The 15,421-nt window shown below is 62.3% G+C and carries 15 protein-coding genes and 1 rRNA gene; 6 read left to right on the top strand and 10 right to left on the bottom strand.

What is annotated here, in order from left to right; genetic code table 11:
• Positions 1–4: 4 nt before the first annotated feature.
• Positions 5–823 carry an AraC family transcriptional regulator gene (locus BM235_RS15250; protein WP_158543929.1) on the top strand — a complete coding sequence of 273 codons (819 nt, stop codon included), beginning with the start codon at positions 5–7 and terminating at the stop codon, positions 821–823.
• On the opposite strand, the gene BM235_RS15245 is transcribed toward BM235_RS15250, so the two are convergent.
• Positions 820–2,010 carry a MalY/PatB family protein gene (locus tag BM235_RS15245; RefSeq protein WP_158543927.1) on the bottom strand — a complete coding sequence of 397 codons (1,191 nt, stop codon included), beginning with the start codon at positions 2,008–2,010 and terminating at the stop codon, positions 820–822. The two genes, BM235_RS15250 and BM235_RS15245, sit on opposite strands and share 4 nt — an antisense overlap.
• 21 nt (positions 2,011–2,031) lie before the next feature.
• The gene (locus BM235_RS15240; protein WP_199408952.1) at positions 2,032–4,398 is read right to left on the bottom strand and encodes a glycoside hydrolase family 95 protein; all 2,367 of its coding nucleotides are present in this window, start codon (positions 4,396–4,398) and stop codon (positions 2,032–2,034) included.
• Between the two features lie 148 nt (positions 4,399–4,546).
• Between BM235_RS15240 and BM235_RS15235 the strand changes: the two genes are divergently transcribed.
• Entirely contained in the window at positions 4,547–5,578 is a 1,032-nt protein-coding gene (locus BM235_RS15235) for an MsnO8 family LLM class oxidoreductase (protein ID WP_090114693.1), read from the top strand.
• On the opposite strand, the gene BM235_RS15230 is transcribed toward BM235_RS15235, so the two are convergent.
• Together BM235_RS15230 and BM235_RS15225 are read right to left on the bottom strand one after the other, a co-directional pair.
• Complete coding sequence (locus BM235_RS15230; RefSeq protein ID WP_090114691.1) at positions 5,575–6,501, bottom strand: hypothetical protein; 927 nt, start codon at positions 6,499–6,501, stop codon at positions 5,575–5,577. The two genes, BM235_RS15235 and BM235_RS15230, sit on opposite strands and share 4 nt — an antisense overlap.
• A complete protein-coding gene (locus BM235_RS15225; protein WP_090114689.1) occupies positions 6,498–7,775 on the bottom strand; it encodes a M48 family metallopeptidase in 1,278 nt (425 codons plus the stop codon). The genes BM235_RS15230 and BM235_RS15225 overlap by 4 nt, the downstream gene beginning before the upstream one ends.
• A gap of 128 nt (positions 7,776–7,903) precedes the next feature.
• On the opposite strand from BM235_RS15225, the gene BM235_RS15220 reads away from it, so the two are divergent.
• A complete protein-coding gene (locus BM235_RS15220) occupies positions 7,904–8,086 on the top strand; it encodes a hypothetical protein (protein ID WP_090114687.1) in 183 nt (60 codons plus the stop codon).
• A gap of 97 nt (positions 8,087–8,183) precedes the next feature.
• Positions 8,184–8,279: a sporulation protein YjcZ gene (locus tag BM235_RS15215; protein ID WP_090114685.1), complete on the top strand. Its 96-nt coding sequence runs from the start codon at positions 8,184–8,186 to the stop codon at positions 8,277–8,279.
• 93 nt (positions 8,280–8,372) lie between these two features.
• Here BM235_RS15215 and BM235_RS15210 read toward each other — a convergent pair whose 3' ends face one another.
• The 4 genes from BM235_RS15210 to BM235_RS15195 are packed head-to-tail and all read right to left on the bottom strand — an operon-like array spanning position 8,373 to position 11,800.
• Positions 8,373–8,975, bottom strand: coding sequence for a response regulator transcription factor (locus tag BM235_RS15210; RefSeq protein ID WP_090114683.1), 603 nt, complete (start codon positions 8,973–8,975; stop codon positions 8,373–8,375).
• The gene (locus BM235_RS15205) at positions 8,972–10,117 is read right to left on the bottom strand and encodes a sensor histidine kinase (protein ID WP_090114680.1); all 1,146 of its coding nucleotides are present in this window, start codon (positions 10,115–10,117) and stop codon (positions 8,972–8,974) included. The genes BM235_RS15210 and BM235_RS15205 overlap by 4 nt, the downstream gene beginning before the upstream one ends.
• Before the next feature lies 1 nt (position 10,118).
• Complete coding sequence (locus BM235_RS15200) at positions 10,119–10,871, bottom strand: ABC transporter permease (protein ID WP_090114678.1); 753 nt, start codon at positions 10,869–10,871, stop codon at positions 10,119–10,121.
• A gap of 38 nt (positions 10,872–10,909) precedes the next feature.
• Positions 10,910–11,800, bottom strand: a complete 891-nt coding sequence (locus tag BM235_RS15195) for an ABC transporter ATP-binding protein (protein WP_090114676.1) — start codon at positions 11,798–11,800, stop codon at positions 10,910–10,912.
• Between the two features lie 230 nt (positions 11,801–12,030).
• On the opposite strand from BM235_RS15195, the gene fabV reads away from it, so the two are divergent.
• Complete coding sequence (gene fabV, locus BM235_RS15190; RefSeq protein ID WP_090114674.1) at positions 12,031–13,221, top strand: enoyl-ACP reductase FabV; 1,191 nt, start codon at positions 12,031–12,033, stop codon at positions 13,219–13,221.
• A 44-nt stretch (positions 13,222–13,265) separates the two neighbouring features.
• Here fabV and BM235_RS15185 read toward each other — a convergent pair whose 3' ends face one another.
• Positions 13,266–14,390: an SGNH/GDSL hydrolase family protein gene (locus BM235_RS15185; RefSeq protein WP_158543924.1), complete on the bottom strand. Its 1,125-nt coding sequence runs from the start codon at positions 14,388–14,390 to the stop codon at positions 13,266–13,268.
• Between the two features lie 155 nt (positions 14,391–14,545).
• Here BM235_RS15185 and BM235_RS32060 point away from each other — a divergent pair, with 155 nt between their 5' ends.
• Entirely contained in the window at positions 14,546–14,704 is a 159-nt protein-coding gene (locus BM235_RS32060) for a hypothetical protein (RefSeq protein WP_158543922.1), read from the top strand.
• 396 nt (positions 14,705–15,100) lie between these two features.
• Here BM235_RS32060 and rrf read toward each other — a convergent pair.
• Positions 15,101–15,217: ribosomal RNA gene (gene rrf / locus BM235_RS15180) — 5S ribosomal RNA — on the bottom strand.
• Positions 15,218–15,421 lie beyond the last annotated feature (204 nt).

Genomic DNA, 15,421 nt, shown 5'->3' with positions numbered 1-15,421 from the left:
GCGAGTGGCGTCAAGCAGGTCGCAAGTTCCCTTCGAGGCGGTCAAATCGGCGGTTGCCGGTTCGGCCACTTATGCGTCGGGGGGCCGGTTCGGGCCGCGCAGGCAGCGCGATTTTGAGCTTTTGCTGCTGGACGCGGGCGAGATGCGCGTCACGATCGACGGCGCGCCCCAGCAGGTCAAGGCCGGACAAGCCATACTGTTGAAACCGGGACATGTAGAGTCCTTTGATATAACCGGAAACGACGTAACGCGGCACAACTGGGTCGCCGTACAGATCGACAAGCGCTCGCTCCCCGGCGAAGATGCAGGCGAGCCTCCTGACGTATGGCCCGTATCGCCGGAGATGAACAAGCTCGTCGAGCTCATCTTGACCGTGCAAAACGAGCTGCCAAGCGACGGCGCGATCATGCGAAGCCTGGGCGCAGCCGTGCTCCGGCTTCAGCCCGACGCGGACGGCATGGCTGCTGAAGGAACCGACGCGTCGCCTGCCTCGCCCGCCGTGGAACGAGCGCTGGCCTGGATCCGCTCGCACTACGGCAAGGAGATCAAGCTGAGCGATCTGGCTTGGGAGGCCGGCGTGACGCCCGAGCATCTGGTGCGGCTTTTCAACAAGTACGAGCAAGAGACGCCGATCCATTACGTGTGGCGATACCGGTCCGAGCGTGCGGTGGAGCTGCTCGAGCATACGGGACTGCCCGCCGCGGAGATCGCGCGGCAGTGCGGGTTCAAGACGCCCCATCATTTTTCGCGTACGCTCAAGCAGATTACCGGACGAACCCCGTCGGAGATCCGCAGGGCCAGCTGGAACGGCGAAGAGCTCTAGCCTTCGCCTGCTTTGGCTCCGCCGGACGAACGGACGCTGCCGAGCGCTTGGGCGATCCGGCTCAGCCCCTCCTCCAAAATCTCGCGACGGGTCGCCAGGTTAATGCGGACGCGTCCTTCTCCCTCGCTCACGAAGGCGCCGCCGCCGCTCACGGCGACGCGCGCTTTTTTTACGAGGAGCTCGCCTAGCTCGGCCTGGCTTAAACCGAACGGGCGCAGGTCGATCCACAGCAGATAAGTCGCTTCCGGCACGTAGACGATCGCCTCCGGCAGCCGCTCGGCCAGATAAGCGGCCGCTAACGACGCATTGCCGCGCAAGTACGTCAGGCACGCCTCCAGCCATTCTTCTCCTTCCCGGTAAGCCGCTTCCGCCCCCGCGATCGACAACGGATTCGGACCCCGGTGGCCGAGCGCCTGATCGAGCCCTTTTCTTAACGTCTCGTCGGTCGCCACGGCGAACGACGTGTGCAATCCCGCCAGGTTGAACGTTTTGCTCGGCGCGATAAACGTAACGGTACGCTCCGCCATGCCGGGCAGCGACGCGATCGGCGCATGGCGCCCCGTCAGAATCAGGTCCGAATGGATCTCGTCGGATGCGACCGTCACGCCGTAGGCGCTGCAGAGCGCCGCGAGCCGGTTCAGCTCCGCCTCTTCCCACACGCGCCCGGTCGGATTGTGCGGACTGCACAGCAGAAGCAGCTTCGCCCCCGTGAGCCGCAGCTTGGCCTCCAGGTCTTCAAAATCCATCGTGTACTTTCCCTGTTCGATCTTCAGCGGATTCAGCACCAGCTCCCGCCCTTGGCCGGTCACCGCCTCGCCGAAAGGTCCGTATACCGGCGGCTGAACGATAACGCTATCTCCCGGCTGCGTGAAGGCGCGAACGGATGCCTTCAGCAGCGTGACGACGCCAGGCGCGAACAGCAGGTCTCTCGTATCGACCTTCCAATGAAATCTCCGGTCCAGCCAGCCGGCTACCGCCTCGAACAGCGACGAGGGCAGCTCTGTATAGGTGAACAGCCCCGCGTCTACCCGGCGGCGGATCGCCTCCAATACGGGCGCCGGCGCCTCGAAGTCCATGTCCGCGACCCACAACGGCAGCAGATCCTCGCCTTTGAACAGGCGATCCGCGCCCGACCATTTCAACGAATCCGGGAGCCGAAGCTCCACCTTTTTATCAAATCGGTTCAATTCGATCCCCTCCTGTCCCTCTTACCGGCCGCGGGCGGCCTTGCTCAGCTTGAACGCTTGACCTGCGACCGCGAGGAACGTCAAGCGGCTGTCGTCCGTCCCGAACGGCACCGCTCGGCCGTCCCCGTCTTCGATCGCGGCCGCTTCGCTGCCCGCGAGCCGCACCGCGCAGTATCCGTCCCGCTCGGCCGCGATGCGGACCTCGGTCCAATCGCCGCCCCGCCAATCGATATCGACGCGATAACCGCCCCGGGCGCGCAGTCCGCGCACGCTGCCGTCCGGCCACGCGGCAGGCAGCGCAGGCAATATCCGAAGCTCGCCCGCATGGCTCTGCAGGAGCATCTCGGCGATGCCTGCCGCGCCGCCGAAATTGCCGTCGATCTGAAAAGGCGGATGCGCGTCCAGCAGGTTCGGATACGTGGACTTCGCGAGCAGCTGCGCGACGTAGCGGTGCGCCTCGTCGCCGTTGCCCAGCCTCGCCCACATATTGACGAGCCAAGCGCAGCTCCAGCCCGTATGTCCGCTGCCGGCCGCGAGGCGAAGCTCAAGGCTGCGGCGTACCGCCGCGGCTAGCTCCGGCGTGCGAACGAGGTCGATCTGCTCGGCGGGGTACATGCCGTACAGATGGGAAAAGTGCCGATGACCGGGCGATTCCTCCTCGAATTCCTCCGACCATTCGAGCAGCTGGCCCTTGCTGCCGATCCGGAACGGCTCGATCCGATCCAGCGCGTCCTGCAGCTCGGGCCGCCACGCTTCGTCCAGGCCGAGCTCGACGCTGGCGTCGATCACGCTCCGCAGCAGCTCGGACAGAATGGATAGGTCCATCGTCGTACCCGCGGAGAGGGAGCACTTGCGCCCCTCCTCGTCGAGGAACAGGTTTTCGGGCGTCGACGCTGGCGAGGTGACGAGCCGTCCGGAGCCGTCCGGCACGAGCCAGTCGAGCGCGAAGCGCGCCGCCTCCTTCATGATCGGGTAGAACCGCTCGGCCAGCTCGGCGCGGTCGCCGCCGTACAGGTACCGCTCCCACAGATGCCTGCACAGCCAGGCCGCGCTCATCGGCCAGAACGACCAGCTGGCGGACCCGGTCACGGGATTCGCCCTGCGCCAGACGTCCGTGTTGTGATGCGACGTCCAGCCCCGGGCGCCGTAATGGATTCGCGCCGTCTCCTTGCCCTTGACGCTAAGCTCGCCGATCAAATCGTACAGCGGCTCGGCCAATTCGTGGAGATCGAGCGCCTCTGCCGGCCAATAGTTCATTTGCGTGTTGATGTTGATCGTATAATTGCTGCGCCACGGCGGCGTCAGATGATGATTCCAGATGCCTTGAAGGTTGGCTGCCTGCGTGCCGGGGCGCGAGCTGGAGATGAGCAAATACTTGGCGTAATGAAAGTACAGCTCAGCCAGCCCCGTATCCGCGCCCCCTTGTCCTACGCGCGCCAGCCGCTCGTCGGTCGGCAGCGCCGCCAGCTCCTCCTCGCCTCCGTCAGCAAGCCGAAGGTCGGTGCGGTCAAAGAAGGAGCGGTACGAATCCGTATGCCGTTCGATCAGCGTATCGTACGGCGCCAGCGAGGCTTCCGCGAGATCCTGCATGCAGCGCGGGACCGGATCCGGTCCCGCGGCGGGATCGCTGTCGTACCCGGCGAAGCTCGTGGCCGCCGTCAGCAGCAGCGTTGCCCGCGACGCGCCAAAGACGCGCACCCGGCCGTCTTCGAGCGTCTCGGTCCGGCCGTCCGTATCCACCGCGCGAACGGCCGCGGCGAACGCGGTCCCCCGTCCCGGCGCATAGATTACCGCCGGATCGATGGATACGGGCGCGCGGCCGCTCATGACCAGGGCCCCGTCCAATGCCGACGTCTCCGCAGGATGCGGACTCTCAAGCGAAGCCGTGAAGCTCAGCGCGCCCGCCCTGCTCGCCGTCAATCTCACGGCCAGCACCTGCTCGGCCGCGGAGACGAACGATTCCCGCGTAAAGACGACGCCGTCCTCCACGTAAGAGACGGTGTGCAGCGCGCGCGAAAGATCCAGCTGCCGGACATATCCCGAAGGCGCTTCGGGGCGGAGCGGCTCCACGTCGACGACCAGGTTGCCCAGCGGCTGATAGGCTTCCGTATCGACGCTGAGCATATTCGCTTCGGCGAGCTGCTGGGCTTCCCAATACTTCCCTTCGGCGATCAGCTCCCGGCAGCGCGCCAGATGCGGCAGCGCGCCGTGATTGTTCGTATCCGCCGGCTCCCCCGACCAGAGCGTGTCTTCGTTCAGCATCATCCGCTCGCGCCGCGGATCTCCGAACACCATCGCGCCGATGCGTCCGTTTCCGATCGGAAGCGCTTCGTTCCAATCCAGCGCGGGCCGCTCGTACCGCAACGTCCGCGAATCTTCTGTTTTCATGCGAGACATCCGTTCTCCTTCTTTCCGGTTGCAAGCTGTTCCGGCATCCGCCGGACGAATACTTCCATGCTATCAGAAGGGATTCGGAATGTGAACGCCTATTTAAAGGCGCTGCGGTATACTAGGAGGATAGATCGGAGGGTTCTGCATGAAGTTAAGCATATTGGACCAGGCGCCCGTCGTCGCCGGCCAAAGCCCCGGCGACGCGCTGCGGTCCGCGGCGGCGCTCGCGCAGGCGGGCGAGCGCCTCGGCTATTCGCGCTACTGGCTGGCCGAGCATCACGGACTCGGAGGGCTCGCTTGCTCGACGCCCGAAGTCATGCTGGGCATGATCGGCGCCATGACCACGGGCATTCGGCTCGGCGCCGGCGCGATCCTGCTGCCTTACTACAAGCCGTACAAAGTCGCGGAGACGTTCCGGCTCCTCGCTTCTTTGTTCCCCGGACGGATCGACCTCGGCGTCGCCCGGTCTCCCGGCGGTCCTGCCGAGATCTCCATGGCGCTGTCCGACAATTACTTGGAGCGCGCGCTGCGGATGCCGGACGACTTCGCCGCCCTCGTCCGCTACCTGAACGGCGAAAAACCCGGAACGCAGGAACCGGGTCACGGGGAAAACGATCCCGCGGAAGCGGGGGCGGCCAGCTCGCTGACGAGCGCTTCCGGCGAAAGCCCCGCGCCATGGGTGCTCGGCACGAGCGTCAAGAGCGCGAACCTGGCCGCCGCGTACGGCACGGGCTATGCTTACGGTTATTTTATGAACCGCGAAAATACGCGCGAAGCGATCGCAGCCTATCGCGGCGGCTTCGACCGGTCGCGCGGCCAACGTCCCTACGTCGTCCTGGCCGTGTCGGCCGTATGCGCCGATACGCAGCAACGGGCCGAAGAGATCGCCCTCGGCGTGCGGGCTTGGCGCTTGCTAGCCGGCCAGGGCCGCGGCGACGCCGGCATTCCCGGGCCGGACGAAGCTGCGCGCCTGCTCGGCGATTCGCGGCCGGCAGGGTCGAGCGATCCCGGCTCTGAACACGCCATGATCGTCGGCGGACCCGAGCAAGTTCGCGGACGGCTGTCCGAACTGCGCGAGACGTTCGGGGCGGACGAGCTCATGATCGTTTCGTACGCGCACGATTTCGCCGACCGGGTTCGCTCGTACGCGCTCATCATGGAAGCTTGCGCCGGCTAGCGCAGACGTTCGGCCAGCCGCGCCGTCAGCCAAGGCCATACGGCCGCGAGCGTCTCGTCCATGTTGGTCCTGCCGTCGCCCGCGATAAAAGGCGGACGGTCGCGAAAATAATCCGCGTGTCCGCCGGCGATCCGGACGGCGGCGCGAGCGCCGGGCGCATGACGATCGCCATGCCATCCCGGCAGCAGCCGGTCCGCGTCCTTGCCCCAGCCGCCGAACGAGCCGATCCGGCAGATAGGGTCCGCCGACTTGCCTATAGCCAGCTCGCCCGGCTGCTCCCTTGCCACCGTCTCCGGGCCGCGTTCCGCATCTCGCGCTGCGCCTCCCGCTTCCCGCGTGCGCTCCGCCTGCACGTAGAGCACGGCGTTTTGCAGCGGCCCGGGGATTTTGCACTTCGGCGACCCGATCATGACGACCGGGCACGGCATCCCTTCTTCGCGCGCGTGCAGCAGTCCGGCCGCGTGAACGGCCGCTACGCCGCCCGCGCTATGACCGACGAAGACAGTGAGCTCCTTTCGACGAACCACTGTCTTCGTCTCGTTCGCCGGCGCGCGATCCGTTCGCCCCGGGCCTTCCTCCTGCCGTTCAGGTGGCGCAGCTTCTTCGGCCCGGTCCCGCTCCAGCGCGGCCAACACGCGCCGTCCGCCGACGGAGCGCTCATACCTGCGATAAGGAAGCATGATGTCGAAGCGCGCCTCCCGGATTTGCGGCAGCAGACGCCTGTGCCAATCGTCGTAAGGAAAAAGAACGCGGCCCCGCACCTCGAATCCCAGTGCAGCCAGGCGCTCCGCCAGCGTATCCTTCAGGCGGTCGAGAAAGTGCGGAGCGCTGCGCACGCCGTTTAGCAAGTACAGTCTCAGCAACGGATTCGCGTCCGCAGCGCTCGAAATCGGGAACGCCTGGGTTTCCCTCGCCCCCGTCATGGCGCATTCTCTCCGTGCGCCGCGGCATAGCGTTCGGCCTGCACGATCCGCGCCATATCGCTCGGATGGGTCGACCGCAGCCATTTGACGAGCAGCGGCGGATTCACGTCGCTCAGCGCGGCGACCGCCAGCTTTTGATGCATCGTCACGGCGCCGTCGGCCGTGCCGAGCATCTCGAGCGCGTACCGGTCCGCGGCCGCCTCGGCTTGTCTGGACACCGCATTCGATACGGGCAGCGCTACGAAGTTCAACGCGGACAACAGCAGCAGAACGAGCGGCAGCGCATGCAGGTCCGATACCCGGAGGATGCCCCACTCCCTGCCTTTCGTCCGAACGACGATGCGCAAGATTCCGCCGCCGATCCAGAGCAACGCGAAGGAGCTGCCGATCGCGCCGACCGCGCTCCATTCCAGGTGATGCTTGACGTAGTGACCCATCTCGTGCGCCATAATCTGCATAATCTCGGGCCGATCCAGCTTGGCGAGCGCCGTGTCCCACAGTACGATGCGGAGCGAGCTCCCGATGCCGGACACATAGGCATTGATCGCGTTCGTCTTGCCGGACATATGCACTTCGTACACCCGATCCGCCGGGATATCGGCCTTGGCCGCCAAGTCCAAGATCGCGGACTCGAGCGCAGGATCGGACAGTTCCTCGAACTTGTCGTAGAGCGGATCGATGACGACGGGCTGGACGTACATCATGAACAGCGTAAACGGCACCGATATGAGCCAGAGCCGAAGCCACCATCGCCCGCCCCGGGACATGATCCATCTGGCTACGGCGTATACGGCTACCAGCGTGGCATAACCGATAACGAAGTCGAGCCCCCGGTCCTCCAGCCAGCCCCCCGCCGTCTGCGTCGAGATGCCATAGCTGCGCGACACCGTATAGCTCGCAATCTTTAGCGGCAAATAAAGCAAGGTAGACGCCGCATACACGAGCAGAACGTAAAAAGGCAGTCGCACGATCGCCGGCAGCTTGCTTTGTTCAATCCGCTCCTTCCAAGCGCGCGACCAACCGCCGGTCAGCAGAAACAAATAGATCGCCCACTGCCACGGCCAGCTGAAGAAAAAGATGGCGTTCCTGATCGCGTTCAGCGTCGCGCTCTCGCTGAGCCGATCCGCCGAATAGAAGAGCGACGGATCGGCGGCCGTCCCCTTGTATGCGTCCGGTACCGCATTGGGCGACGTATACCATACATACAACAGCACGATCGCCGCGCAGCCTGCCAACCACAAGCCGTATCTTCGAAGCCGCGAGACGGTGGACATGTCGACTCTCCTTACCCGGTCTTTTTTCTTCATCATAAAAGCTGGCCGCCACAATTGCAAAATGCACCCGTTCGCCCTATGATCGTATCATCGTCATTTAATCGCCAGATACTCGGAGGTTCCGTCGCATGCAGACCCACCCGCTTCAATTCGTCATTTTCGGCTTTTTAATCGTCATTTTCGGCGTCGCCGACCTCCTCTTCCTGAACCCTTACGTCGGCGCCGTCCTCGTCGTCGCCGGCATCGCGCTTGCCGTCTTCGGCTGGCGGCGGGTAAGGGCGTCGAAAAAGAAACGGCCGCCGCAAGCGTGAAATCGATCCGTCTAGGCTATAGCATAAGCCGATCTCCGCGATCCACATACACTGTCTGAGCAATGAGCAATTAACCTCGGACACGGTGGTGATAGCGATGGGATATCCGGTTGAAGGCGGAGGCAGCGGTGCAGCGTTCGCGCTCGTTATGTTCGTATTGCTCGTCATCATTCTGCGGGTCGGCTTCTTCTAATCGATCCGGCAAACGGAAAAACGGCCTTGAAGGGGCGACTTTCGCCCTTCGAGGCCGTTTGTGCGTTTTCGGCGACGCATGCGTCCCGGCCGGCTAGCCCAGCCAGCCGTTGCGCTCCGCGATCAACGTCGCTTCGACTCGGTTTTTGGCGTCCAGCTTCTGAATCGCCTCGGACAGATAATTGCGCACCGTCCCGTGCGACAGGAACAGTCTCGACGCGATCTCTCCTGCGCCAAGCCCCGCGCCGGCATGCTTCAGCACCTCCCGCTCTCTTTCGGTGAGCGGGTTTTCCGCTTCCCACAGCTGAATGGCCAGCTCGGGACTGACCGCGCGCCCCCCGCCATGGACCGAGCGCAGCGCGGCGCCGAGCTCGTCGATCGGCGAATCCTTCAGCAGGAAGCCTTTGACGCCGGCCCGCATCGCGCGCTGGAAGTAGCCCGATCGGGAAAATGTCGTCAGGATGACGACCTTGCAGCCATGCTTCGCTTCCTTTAGCCGTTCGGCGACATCCAGCCCGGTAAGCTTCGGCATTTCAATATCCATCACGCACAGGTCGGGATCGAGCGATTCGATCATCCGAAGCGCCTGCTCGCCGTCCGCCGCCTGCCCGACGACCTCGATGTCGTCCTCGAGATCGAGCAGCGCGCTCAGCGCGCCCCGCAGCATGCCTTGATCCTCCGCAACGATGACTCTCACGCGCCCGTCGCCTCCTCATCTCCCGTTTTTTCCACCAGCGGCAGTTTAATGACGAGCTGCGTTCCCGTACCCGCTTCCGAACGCCATTCAAGCTCGCCCTCGATCAGTCGCAGCCGCTCCCGCATACCGCGCAGACCGGAGCCGCCCTTCGTCTCGCCGGCGCGAGCAGCCGAACAGCCGCGGCCGTCGTCGCTGACGGTCATCGCGATGCCCGCGTCATGCTTGGTCCATTCGATTCGGCATGTGGAGGCTCCGCTGTGCTTAACCGCATTCGTAATCGCCTCCCGCAGACACATGGCCATAATATTGTCGACCAACGGAGGCAGCCCTGCAAGATGAGCCTCGCCTCTCGCCTGCAGACGGATGCCGGCAGCCTGCAGCAGTTGCGATGCATGCGCGGTCTCCTCCCGCGTCGTGGCCGCATTCATGCCGGATACCAGCTCGCGCAGCTGCTTCAGTGCAGCTCGGCTCGTATTCTGCACATCCCGGATTTCGGCCGCCGCACGTTCCGGATTTTTGGCGATCAACCGCTCGGCCAGCTCGCTTTTCAGCGTGATGAGGGACAGCGTATGCCCGAGCGTATCGTGGAGATCCCGCGAGATGCGCTCGCGCTCCTCGTTTTTGGAGAGGCGTGCGATCTCGTCGTTGGCCAAGGACAGCTTATTTTTCAGCTCGTTCGAACGCTTGGTCAGCTGCATGCCGAGCGGTACCGTCAGCATGATCAGCATCGCGGGCAAATATTGAAAGATATCCGTCTCGTTCTCGTACAAGCCGAAATACGCCGCAACCGCTGCGAGCAGCGCCAGCATGGCGCCCATGCCCGCGAATCGCTTCCACTTTTCGTTCAGCGTGCCGACGATCGGCGACGGATAAAAGGTCAGGAAAACGAAGTTTTCTCCGAATAGCCAGCAGAAGCCGCCGACCATCGCGAGCAGCAGCAGGGCGGCCGTAAAACGGAAACGCGGCGCTTTGAAGCTGTATAGATACGTACCGATGAACAAGCTCAGCAGCAGCAGGCTCGGCAGCATTTGCGCGATCGGCATATTCAGAATCGTTTCGAGCGGAAAGGCCAGATAGACGAGCCATATGAGGGAAAAATAAAGGGGCGGCCCGTTTCGCGCCTGCCCGCTTTTTTGCATCATGCTACACCGCTTCCTGCTTTTTCATGATATAAGACGATATTATCACGAAAACGAAAGCGTACGCAGCCAATATTCCGAAGCCGGCCCAGTCCGGGTGCCCGCCTCCTACGAGATTCCATGCGCCTTGGCCGACCCGGTAGGTCGGGAGCCACTTCGAGATATCTTGCATGACTTGCGGAAACGTGCTCGTCGGCATCCACAAACCGCCCATGACGGACATGCCCAAGTATAGGATCATGCTCAGCACCTGAACCGCGTCCGCGTTGCGCATCGAACCGACGAGCGTAGCGAGCGCCATGAAGGCGAATCCGCCCAGCCAGATCCACAGCCCGCTCTCGACCCAGACCGCCGCCGGCAGATCGATGCCTTTGGATAGGCCTGCGACCGCGAACACGAGCACGATGATCACCAGGTTGATAAGCGCCTGGGCCACGATCTTGGAGAGCACGTAGGAGCCCGAAGGAAGCGGCGTAATCCGCAGCAGGCGGATCCATCCCTGCGCCCGCTCTTTGGCGATGCGAGGCGCGAACGAAGTCAGGCTCGCGCCGATGACGCCGTAGGCGGTCATGGACATCAAATAGTACGGGATCCAATCCGTGCCGTCGATCGTCTCGTCCGCGTTCATCGTTCCGGTGAAAATAAAGAAAAAGGCGATCGGCATAATGACCGAAAAAATGACGAACCGCTTGTTTCTCGCCGTGCGCAGCATTTCCGATTTGCATTGCGCCCAAGTGGCGCGCGCCGTCTGACTCATAGGAACAGCTCCTTCGATCATGTAAAATGGGGTGCGTCTTATTCCGCCTTGCTCACGAGCGCCTGGAACGCTTCTTCCAGTCCTCCGCTGCCGATCTCGATATCGCGCATATCCGTGCGCCTGCCGATCAGCTCGGCGATCAGCCGGTCCGTATCCGCGCTCATGAGCTTCACGCGCCTGCCGCTTCGGCTGAGCTCCGTTACGCCTGGGATGGCGCGAAGCTCGTCGTCGCTTGTCCTCTCTCCGGCCGTGAACGAGATGACGCGCCCCGTCGTGCGGGCTTTGATCTCGCTGGGTGAACCGTCGGCGACGATGCGGCCGTCGCTCACGACGACGATCCGGTCCGCGATGCTGTCCGCTTCCTCCAGGTAATGCGTCGTCAGCACGATCGTTTTGCCGCGATCCGCCATCTTCCGCACCGTTTCCCAGAACAGCTGGCGCGAAGTGACGTCCATGCCGACGGTCGGCTCGTCGAGGAACAGCACCTCGGGATCGCCGGCAAGCGCGAGAGCGAAGCCGAGACGGCGCTGCTGCCCGCCGGAGAGCGCCGAGGCCATCTTCCCCCGTTCCGATTCAAGCGCGGAGATCCGGAGCAGATCGGCGAGCGGCAGCGGCTTGTCGTAGTAGCTGCGGAACAGCTCGATCGTCTCGGATACTTTCAGATTGTCGATGACGCTTACTTCCTGCAGCATCGCGCCGATTCTTTTACGAACGCCGGCCTCGCGGGGATCGCCCCCGAGCAGCCGGACTTTCCCCTCCGTAGGCTGCAGCAGGCCGAGGATCATCGAGACCGTCGTCGTCTTGCCGGCGCCGTTCGGCCCGAGCAGGGCGAGCACGCTGCCCTTGGCCACGCGAAGCGACAGACCGTCGACCGCGCGTTTGCCTTTGTATACTTTGCTGACCCGTTCGAGTTCGATGACGTGGTCCATTCAATCTTCCTCCATTCGTCTAACCGCTAAGGACATTGTAACGTTTGGAAAAATATTCATGCACTAACAACCGTAATCTTCCTGGCATGACAACTGTCATATGAAAATCGCGTATGTTTCGGCATCCGGCACGCCTTCCCTTCCCGTGCCCGAATTAGGTACAATAGGGAAGTTAGACCAACAGCTTGACCAGTCCTCAAATTCTATATGGCAAAGGAAAATGCGAACCCATGATCATCCAACCGAAAACTCGCGGCTTCATCTGCACGACCGCGCATCCGGACGGCTGCGCTATCCAGGTTCAGCGTCAAGTGGAATACGTAAAAGGAAAGCCTGCCGTCAAAGGCCCGCGCAATGCGCTCGTCATCGGCGCATCGACGGGCTACGGCCTCGCTTCCCGCATCGTCGCCGCTTTCGGCGCCGGCGCGAATACGATCGGCGTCTACTTCGACAAAGCCGCAGAAGGCGCCCGCACGGCTTCGGCCGGCTGGTACAACTCGGCCGCCTTCGAACGATCGGCCTCCGAGGCCGGGCTGAAGTCGTTCAGCATCGTCGGCGACGCCTTCTCCGACGAGATCAAGGACAAGACGATCGCCACGATCCGCGAAGAGCTCGGCCAAATCGACCTCGTGGTCTACAGCGTCGCATCGCCGCGCCGGACGCATCCGAAGACGGGCGAGACGTTCTCCTCCGTCATCAAGCCGCTGGGCGGCACCTACACGAACAAGACGGTCAATTTCCACACAGGCGAAGTCTCGCTCGCCTCGATCGAACCCGCCACCGAAGACGAGGTTCGCCAGACGGTCGCCGTCATGGGCGGCGAAGACTGGGAGATGTGGATCGACGCGCTTCGCGAAGCCGGCGTTCTTGCCGAGGATGCGACCACCGTCGCGTATACGTATATCGGGCCGGAGATCACGCATGCCGTGTACCGCGAAGGTACGATCGGACGGGCCAAAGAGCATCTGGAAGAGACCGGCCTCCGTCTGAACGACCGTCTGTCCGCGACCGGCGGAAGAGCCTTCGTATCGGTGAACAAGGCGCTGGTCACGCAATCGAGCTCCGCCATACCGGTCGTTCCGCTCTATATTTCCGTGCTGTACAAGGTTATGAAGGAAAAGGATCTTCATGAAGGCTGCATCGAGCAAATGTACAGACTCTTCTCCGAGCGGCTGTACGGCGGCAGCGAGACCGCGGTGGACGACAAAGGCCGCATTCGCATCGACGATTGGGAGATGCGCCCCGAGATTCAAGCCGAAGTCGAAAAGCTGTGGGCGGCGCTCTCGACGGACAACGTGTACGAGCTGTCCGATCTGGAAGGGTACCGCAAAGAGTTTTTCCAGCTGTTCGGATTCGAGACCGGAGCCGTCGATTACGAGGCGGAAGCCGAACCCGACGTGGCAATCGCGAACTTGCGCTAAATGACAAAGGGAGCCCCATCGATGGGCTCCCTCTTTTTGTGAAATTATTCAATGACGCCGATAAAGGCGAGATCGAAGCGCGTGCCTCCGCAATCCGGCTTGTTGCCGTGAATGACCTCTAGCTCGACCTCATGCCTGCCTTCCGGCAGATCGTCCGCAAGCGTCTCTAGCTTGAGCCATCCGGCCGGCCCGCACCAGTCGTGGCGTACCCTGGACGTCTCTTGCCACTCGCCGCCGTCGATCCGATAGCGGCACTCGGCGGACAGCTTGCCGAAGTCGAATGCCAAGGCAAACCCTCTCCCCTCGAACGAAAAAGCGAGCTTGGCGCCGATCGCCGACGTCGACAGCGCGCGGTCGATCCATTCCAGCGTCACCCAGCGCTTGATCATCCACGGTCCTTCCGTCCGAATCTCCTCGAACGGCACGAAGGAAACCTGCTGCCAATGGCCGGGATCCAGCGGTTCCGGCAAACGAGCGGCAGCCTCGGCGACTTTGGATGCTGTCTCCGCTTGCATGTGCGCGATCGCTAATTGCAAATATCCGATGACGCTCTCGCCATAGCTGTAGCTGCCCCGCTCGGTTGGATGAAGGTTGTCGGGAAGCCATTCCTCCCAGCGAAGGAGCCCGGCCTTTACCTCATTGAACGCATGCAGTCCCATCCATACGGAGCTAAGCCCATAATGCTCCGCCAGCGTCTCGAATTCCGCTATGCTTGGCGGCATTCGCCCTTCCGTCATGGGCTCGTACATTTCCCTGCAGTAGGTATAAACCAGTACCACGTCAGTCGTTCCGCTCGCGAGCAGCTGTCTGAGCAAGCCTTCCCGCGTTTTTTGCCGTCTCTCGGTCGCTACGCTATTGTCGTTCACCGCGAACTCCACGAAAACGAGATCGCAGCCCCGATCGATCAGATCCCGTTTGGCGCGGAAGGCAGCCAAATCGCTCCCGGTCGCGCCGATGCCAGCGTTCTCCACGGATATTCTGGCGTTTGGATATTGAGCGACCAGCCAGCGCGCGACCGGCTCCGGCCAATTGTGGCCGGGTCGTCCGTCCGTGATCGATCCCCCGATAAACCCGACCGTAAGCCCGCCTTCCGCCAGCCTGCGCTTCGTATTCGTCAAATCTCCGCGAACGCGGACGATTTCCGGCTTGCTCGTCGTTTCCAACTTCACTGGATCGCTCCCCTTCGTAATGGCTGCTCGACGTTATTTTAACAGCACGCCGCTTAAAGACAACCCGCTAATTTTGCGAAATTTATTGCGATTTTGTTCAAACTCTCGAATTTGGGTAATAGAAGATATCCCCTTACGATATGGAGGTCATCACAATGGTACTCGTACTCGGAATCCTAGCGGTTATCGTAGCCATCGTACTTTGGTTGGCCAAGGCAGCGGTCGAATTCGTCTGGTCCTTCGGCGGCATCGGTCTGATCGTCCTGATCATCGGTCTCGTCCTTCTGTCCCGCGGCCGCAGGAACGCGTTATAACCACTCTACTTAGAAGAAGCCGTCGGCGCACAGCGCCGGCGGTCTTTTCGTTTCAATAAATCCAGCAATCGGACCGCAGTTCCGTTATTTTTGCTCAGATCGCCAATTTTTGACCGTTCGCGGACTCAGGATCCGCATTGGCGGGATTTTGGGTCGTTTAGGCCCTAACTCCACCAAATAACGTCTCTTCGGTCCGCAGCCTCTCGCAAATGGGCCCTTTTTCGCGAAACAGCGGCTCCTATGTCCGATGCCTGCAGCGCTTGAGTAACGGTGCACTGCTCTCCACCTGTTCTAGTAACCGCATCTTCGTTTCCCGCGGACTTCCATGCCAGCTTAATTGCAAAAACCAACAAAAAAACCACCTTCCGAAGAAGGTGGTTCTCTTTACTGCACTTAGCCTGGCGACGTCCTACTCTCCCAGGACCCTGCGGTCCAAGTACCATTGGCGCTGGAGGGCTTAACGGTCGTGTTCGAGATGGGTACGCGTGGGACCCCTCCGCCATTACCACCAGACCTACTGTTTGGCATTTGCCAACCAGCTTTGCAGCTTACAGAGCTTGCGCCCTGAAAACCGGATGCGAAACGAACCTGCGCTAGAAATTCTCTTGCCTGTGCGGCTTGGCCGTTGGTCTGCTTTGAAAAGCAAACCGTAGGATAAGCCCTCGACCGATTAGTACTCGTCAGCTACACCCATTACTGAGCTTACACCCCGAGCCT

The sequence above is a fragment of the Cohnella sp. OV330 genome, assembly GCF_900112065.1.
Classification (GTDB): domain Bacteria; phylum Bacillota; class Bacilli; order Paenibacillales; family Paenibacillaceae; genus Cohnella.
This window is presented reverse-complemented; position numbering and strand designations above follow the sequence as displayed.

Excerpts from the sequence above, each read along its gene's own strand:
- BM235_RS15200 (WP_090114678.1), bottom strand. The coding sequence starts at position 10,871 with ATGAGTCAGACGGCGCGCGCCACTTGGGCGCAATGCAAATCGGAAATG.
- BM235_RS15230 (WP_090114691.1), bottom strand. The coding sequence starts at position 6,501 with ATGACGGGGGCGAGGGAAACCCAGGCGTTCCCGATTTCGAGCGCTGCG.
- BM235_RS15225 (WP_090114689.1), bottom strand. The coding sequence starts at position 7,775 with ATGTCCACCGTCTCGCGGCTTCGAAGATACGGCTTGTGGTTGGCAGGC.
- BM235_RS15220 (WP_090114687.1), top strand. The coding sequence starts at position 7,904 with ATGCAGACCCACCCGCTTCAATTCGTCATTTTCGGCTTTTTAATCGTC.
- BM235_RS15215 (WP_090114685.1), top strand. The coding sequence starts at position 8,184 with ATGGGATATCCGGTTGAAGGCGGAGGCAGCGGTGCAGCGTTCGCGCTC.
- BM235_RS15205 (WP_090114680.1), bottom strand. The coding sequence starts at position 10,117 with ATGATGCAAAAAAGCGGGCAGGCGCGAAACGGGCCGCCCCTTTATTTT.
- fabV (WP_090114674.1), top strand. The coding sequence starts at position 12,031 with ATGATCATCCAACCGAAAACTCGCGGCTTCATCTGCACGACCGCGCAT.
- BM235_RS15240 (WP_199408952.1), bottom strand. The coding sequence starts at position 4,398 with ATGAAAACAGAAGATTCGCGGACGTTGCGGTACGAGCGGCCCGCGCTG.
- BM235_RS32060 (WP_158543922.1), top strand. The coding sequence starts at position 14,546 with ATGGTACTCGTACTCGGAATCCTAGCGGTTATCGTAGCCATCGTACTT.
- BM235_RS15195 (WP_090114676.1), bottom strand. The coding sequence starts at position 11,800 with ATGGACCACGTCATCGAACTCGAACGGGTCAGCAAAGTATACAAAGGC.
- BM235_RS15235 (WP_090114693.1), top strand. The coding sequence starts at position 4,547 with ATGAAGTTAAGCATATTGGACCAGGCGCCCGTCGTCGCCGGCCAAAGC.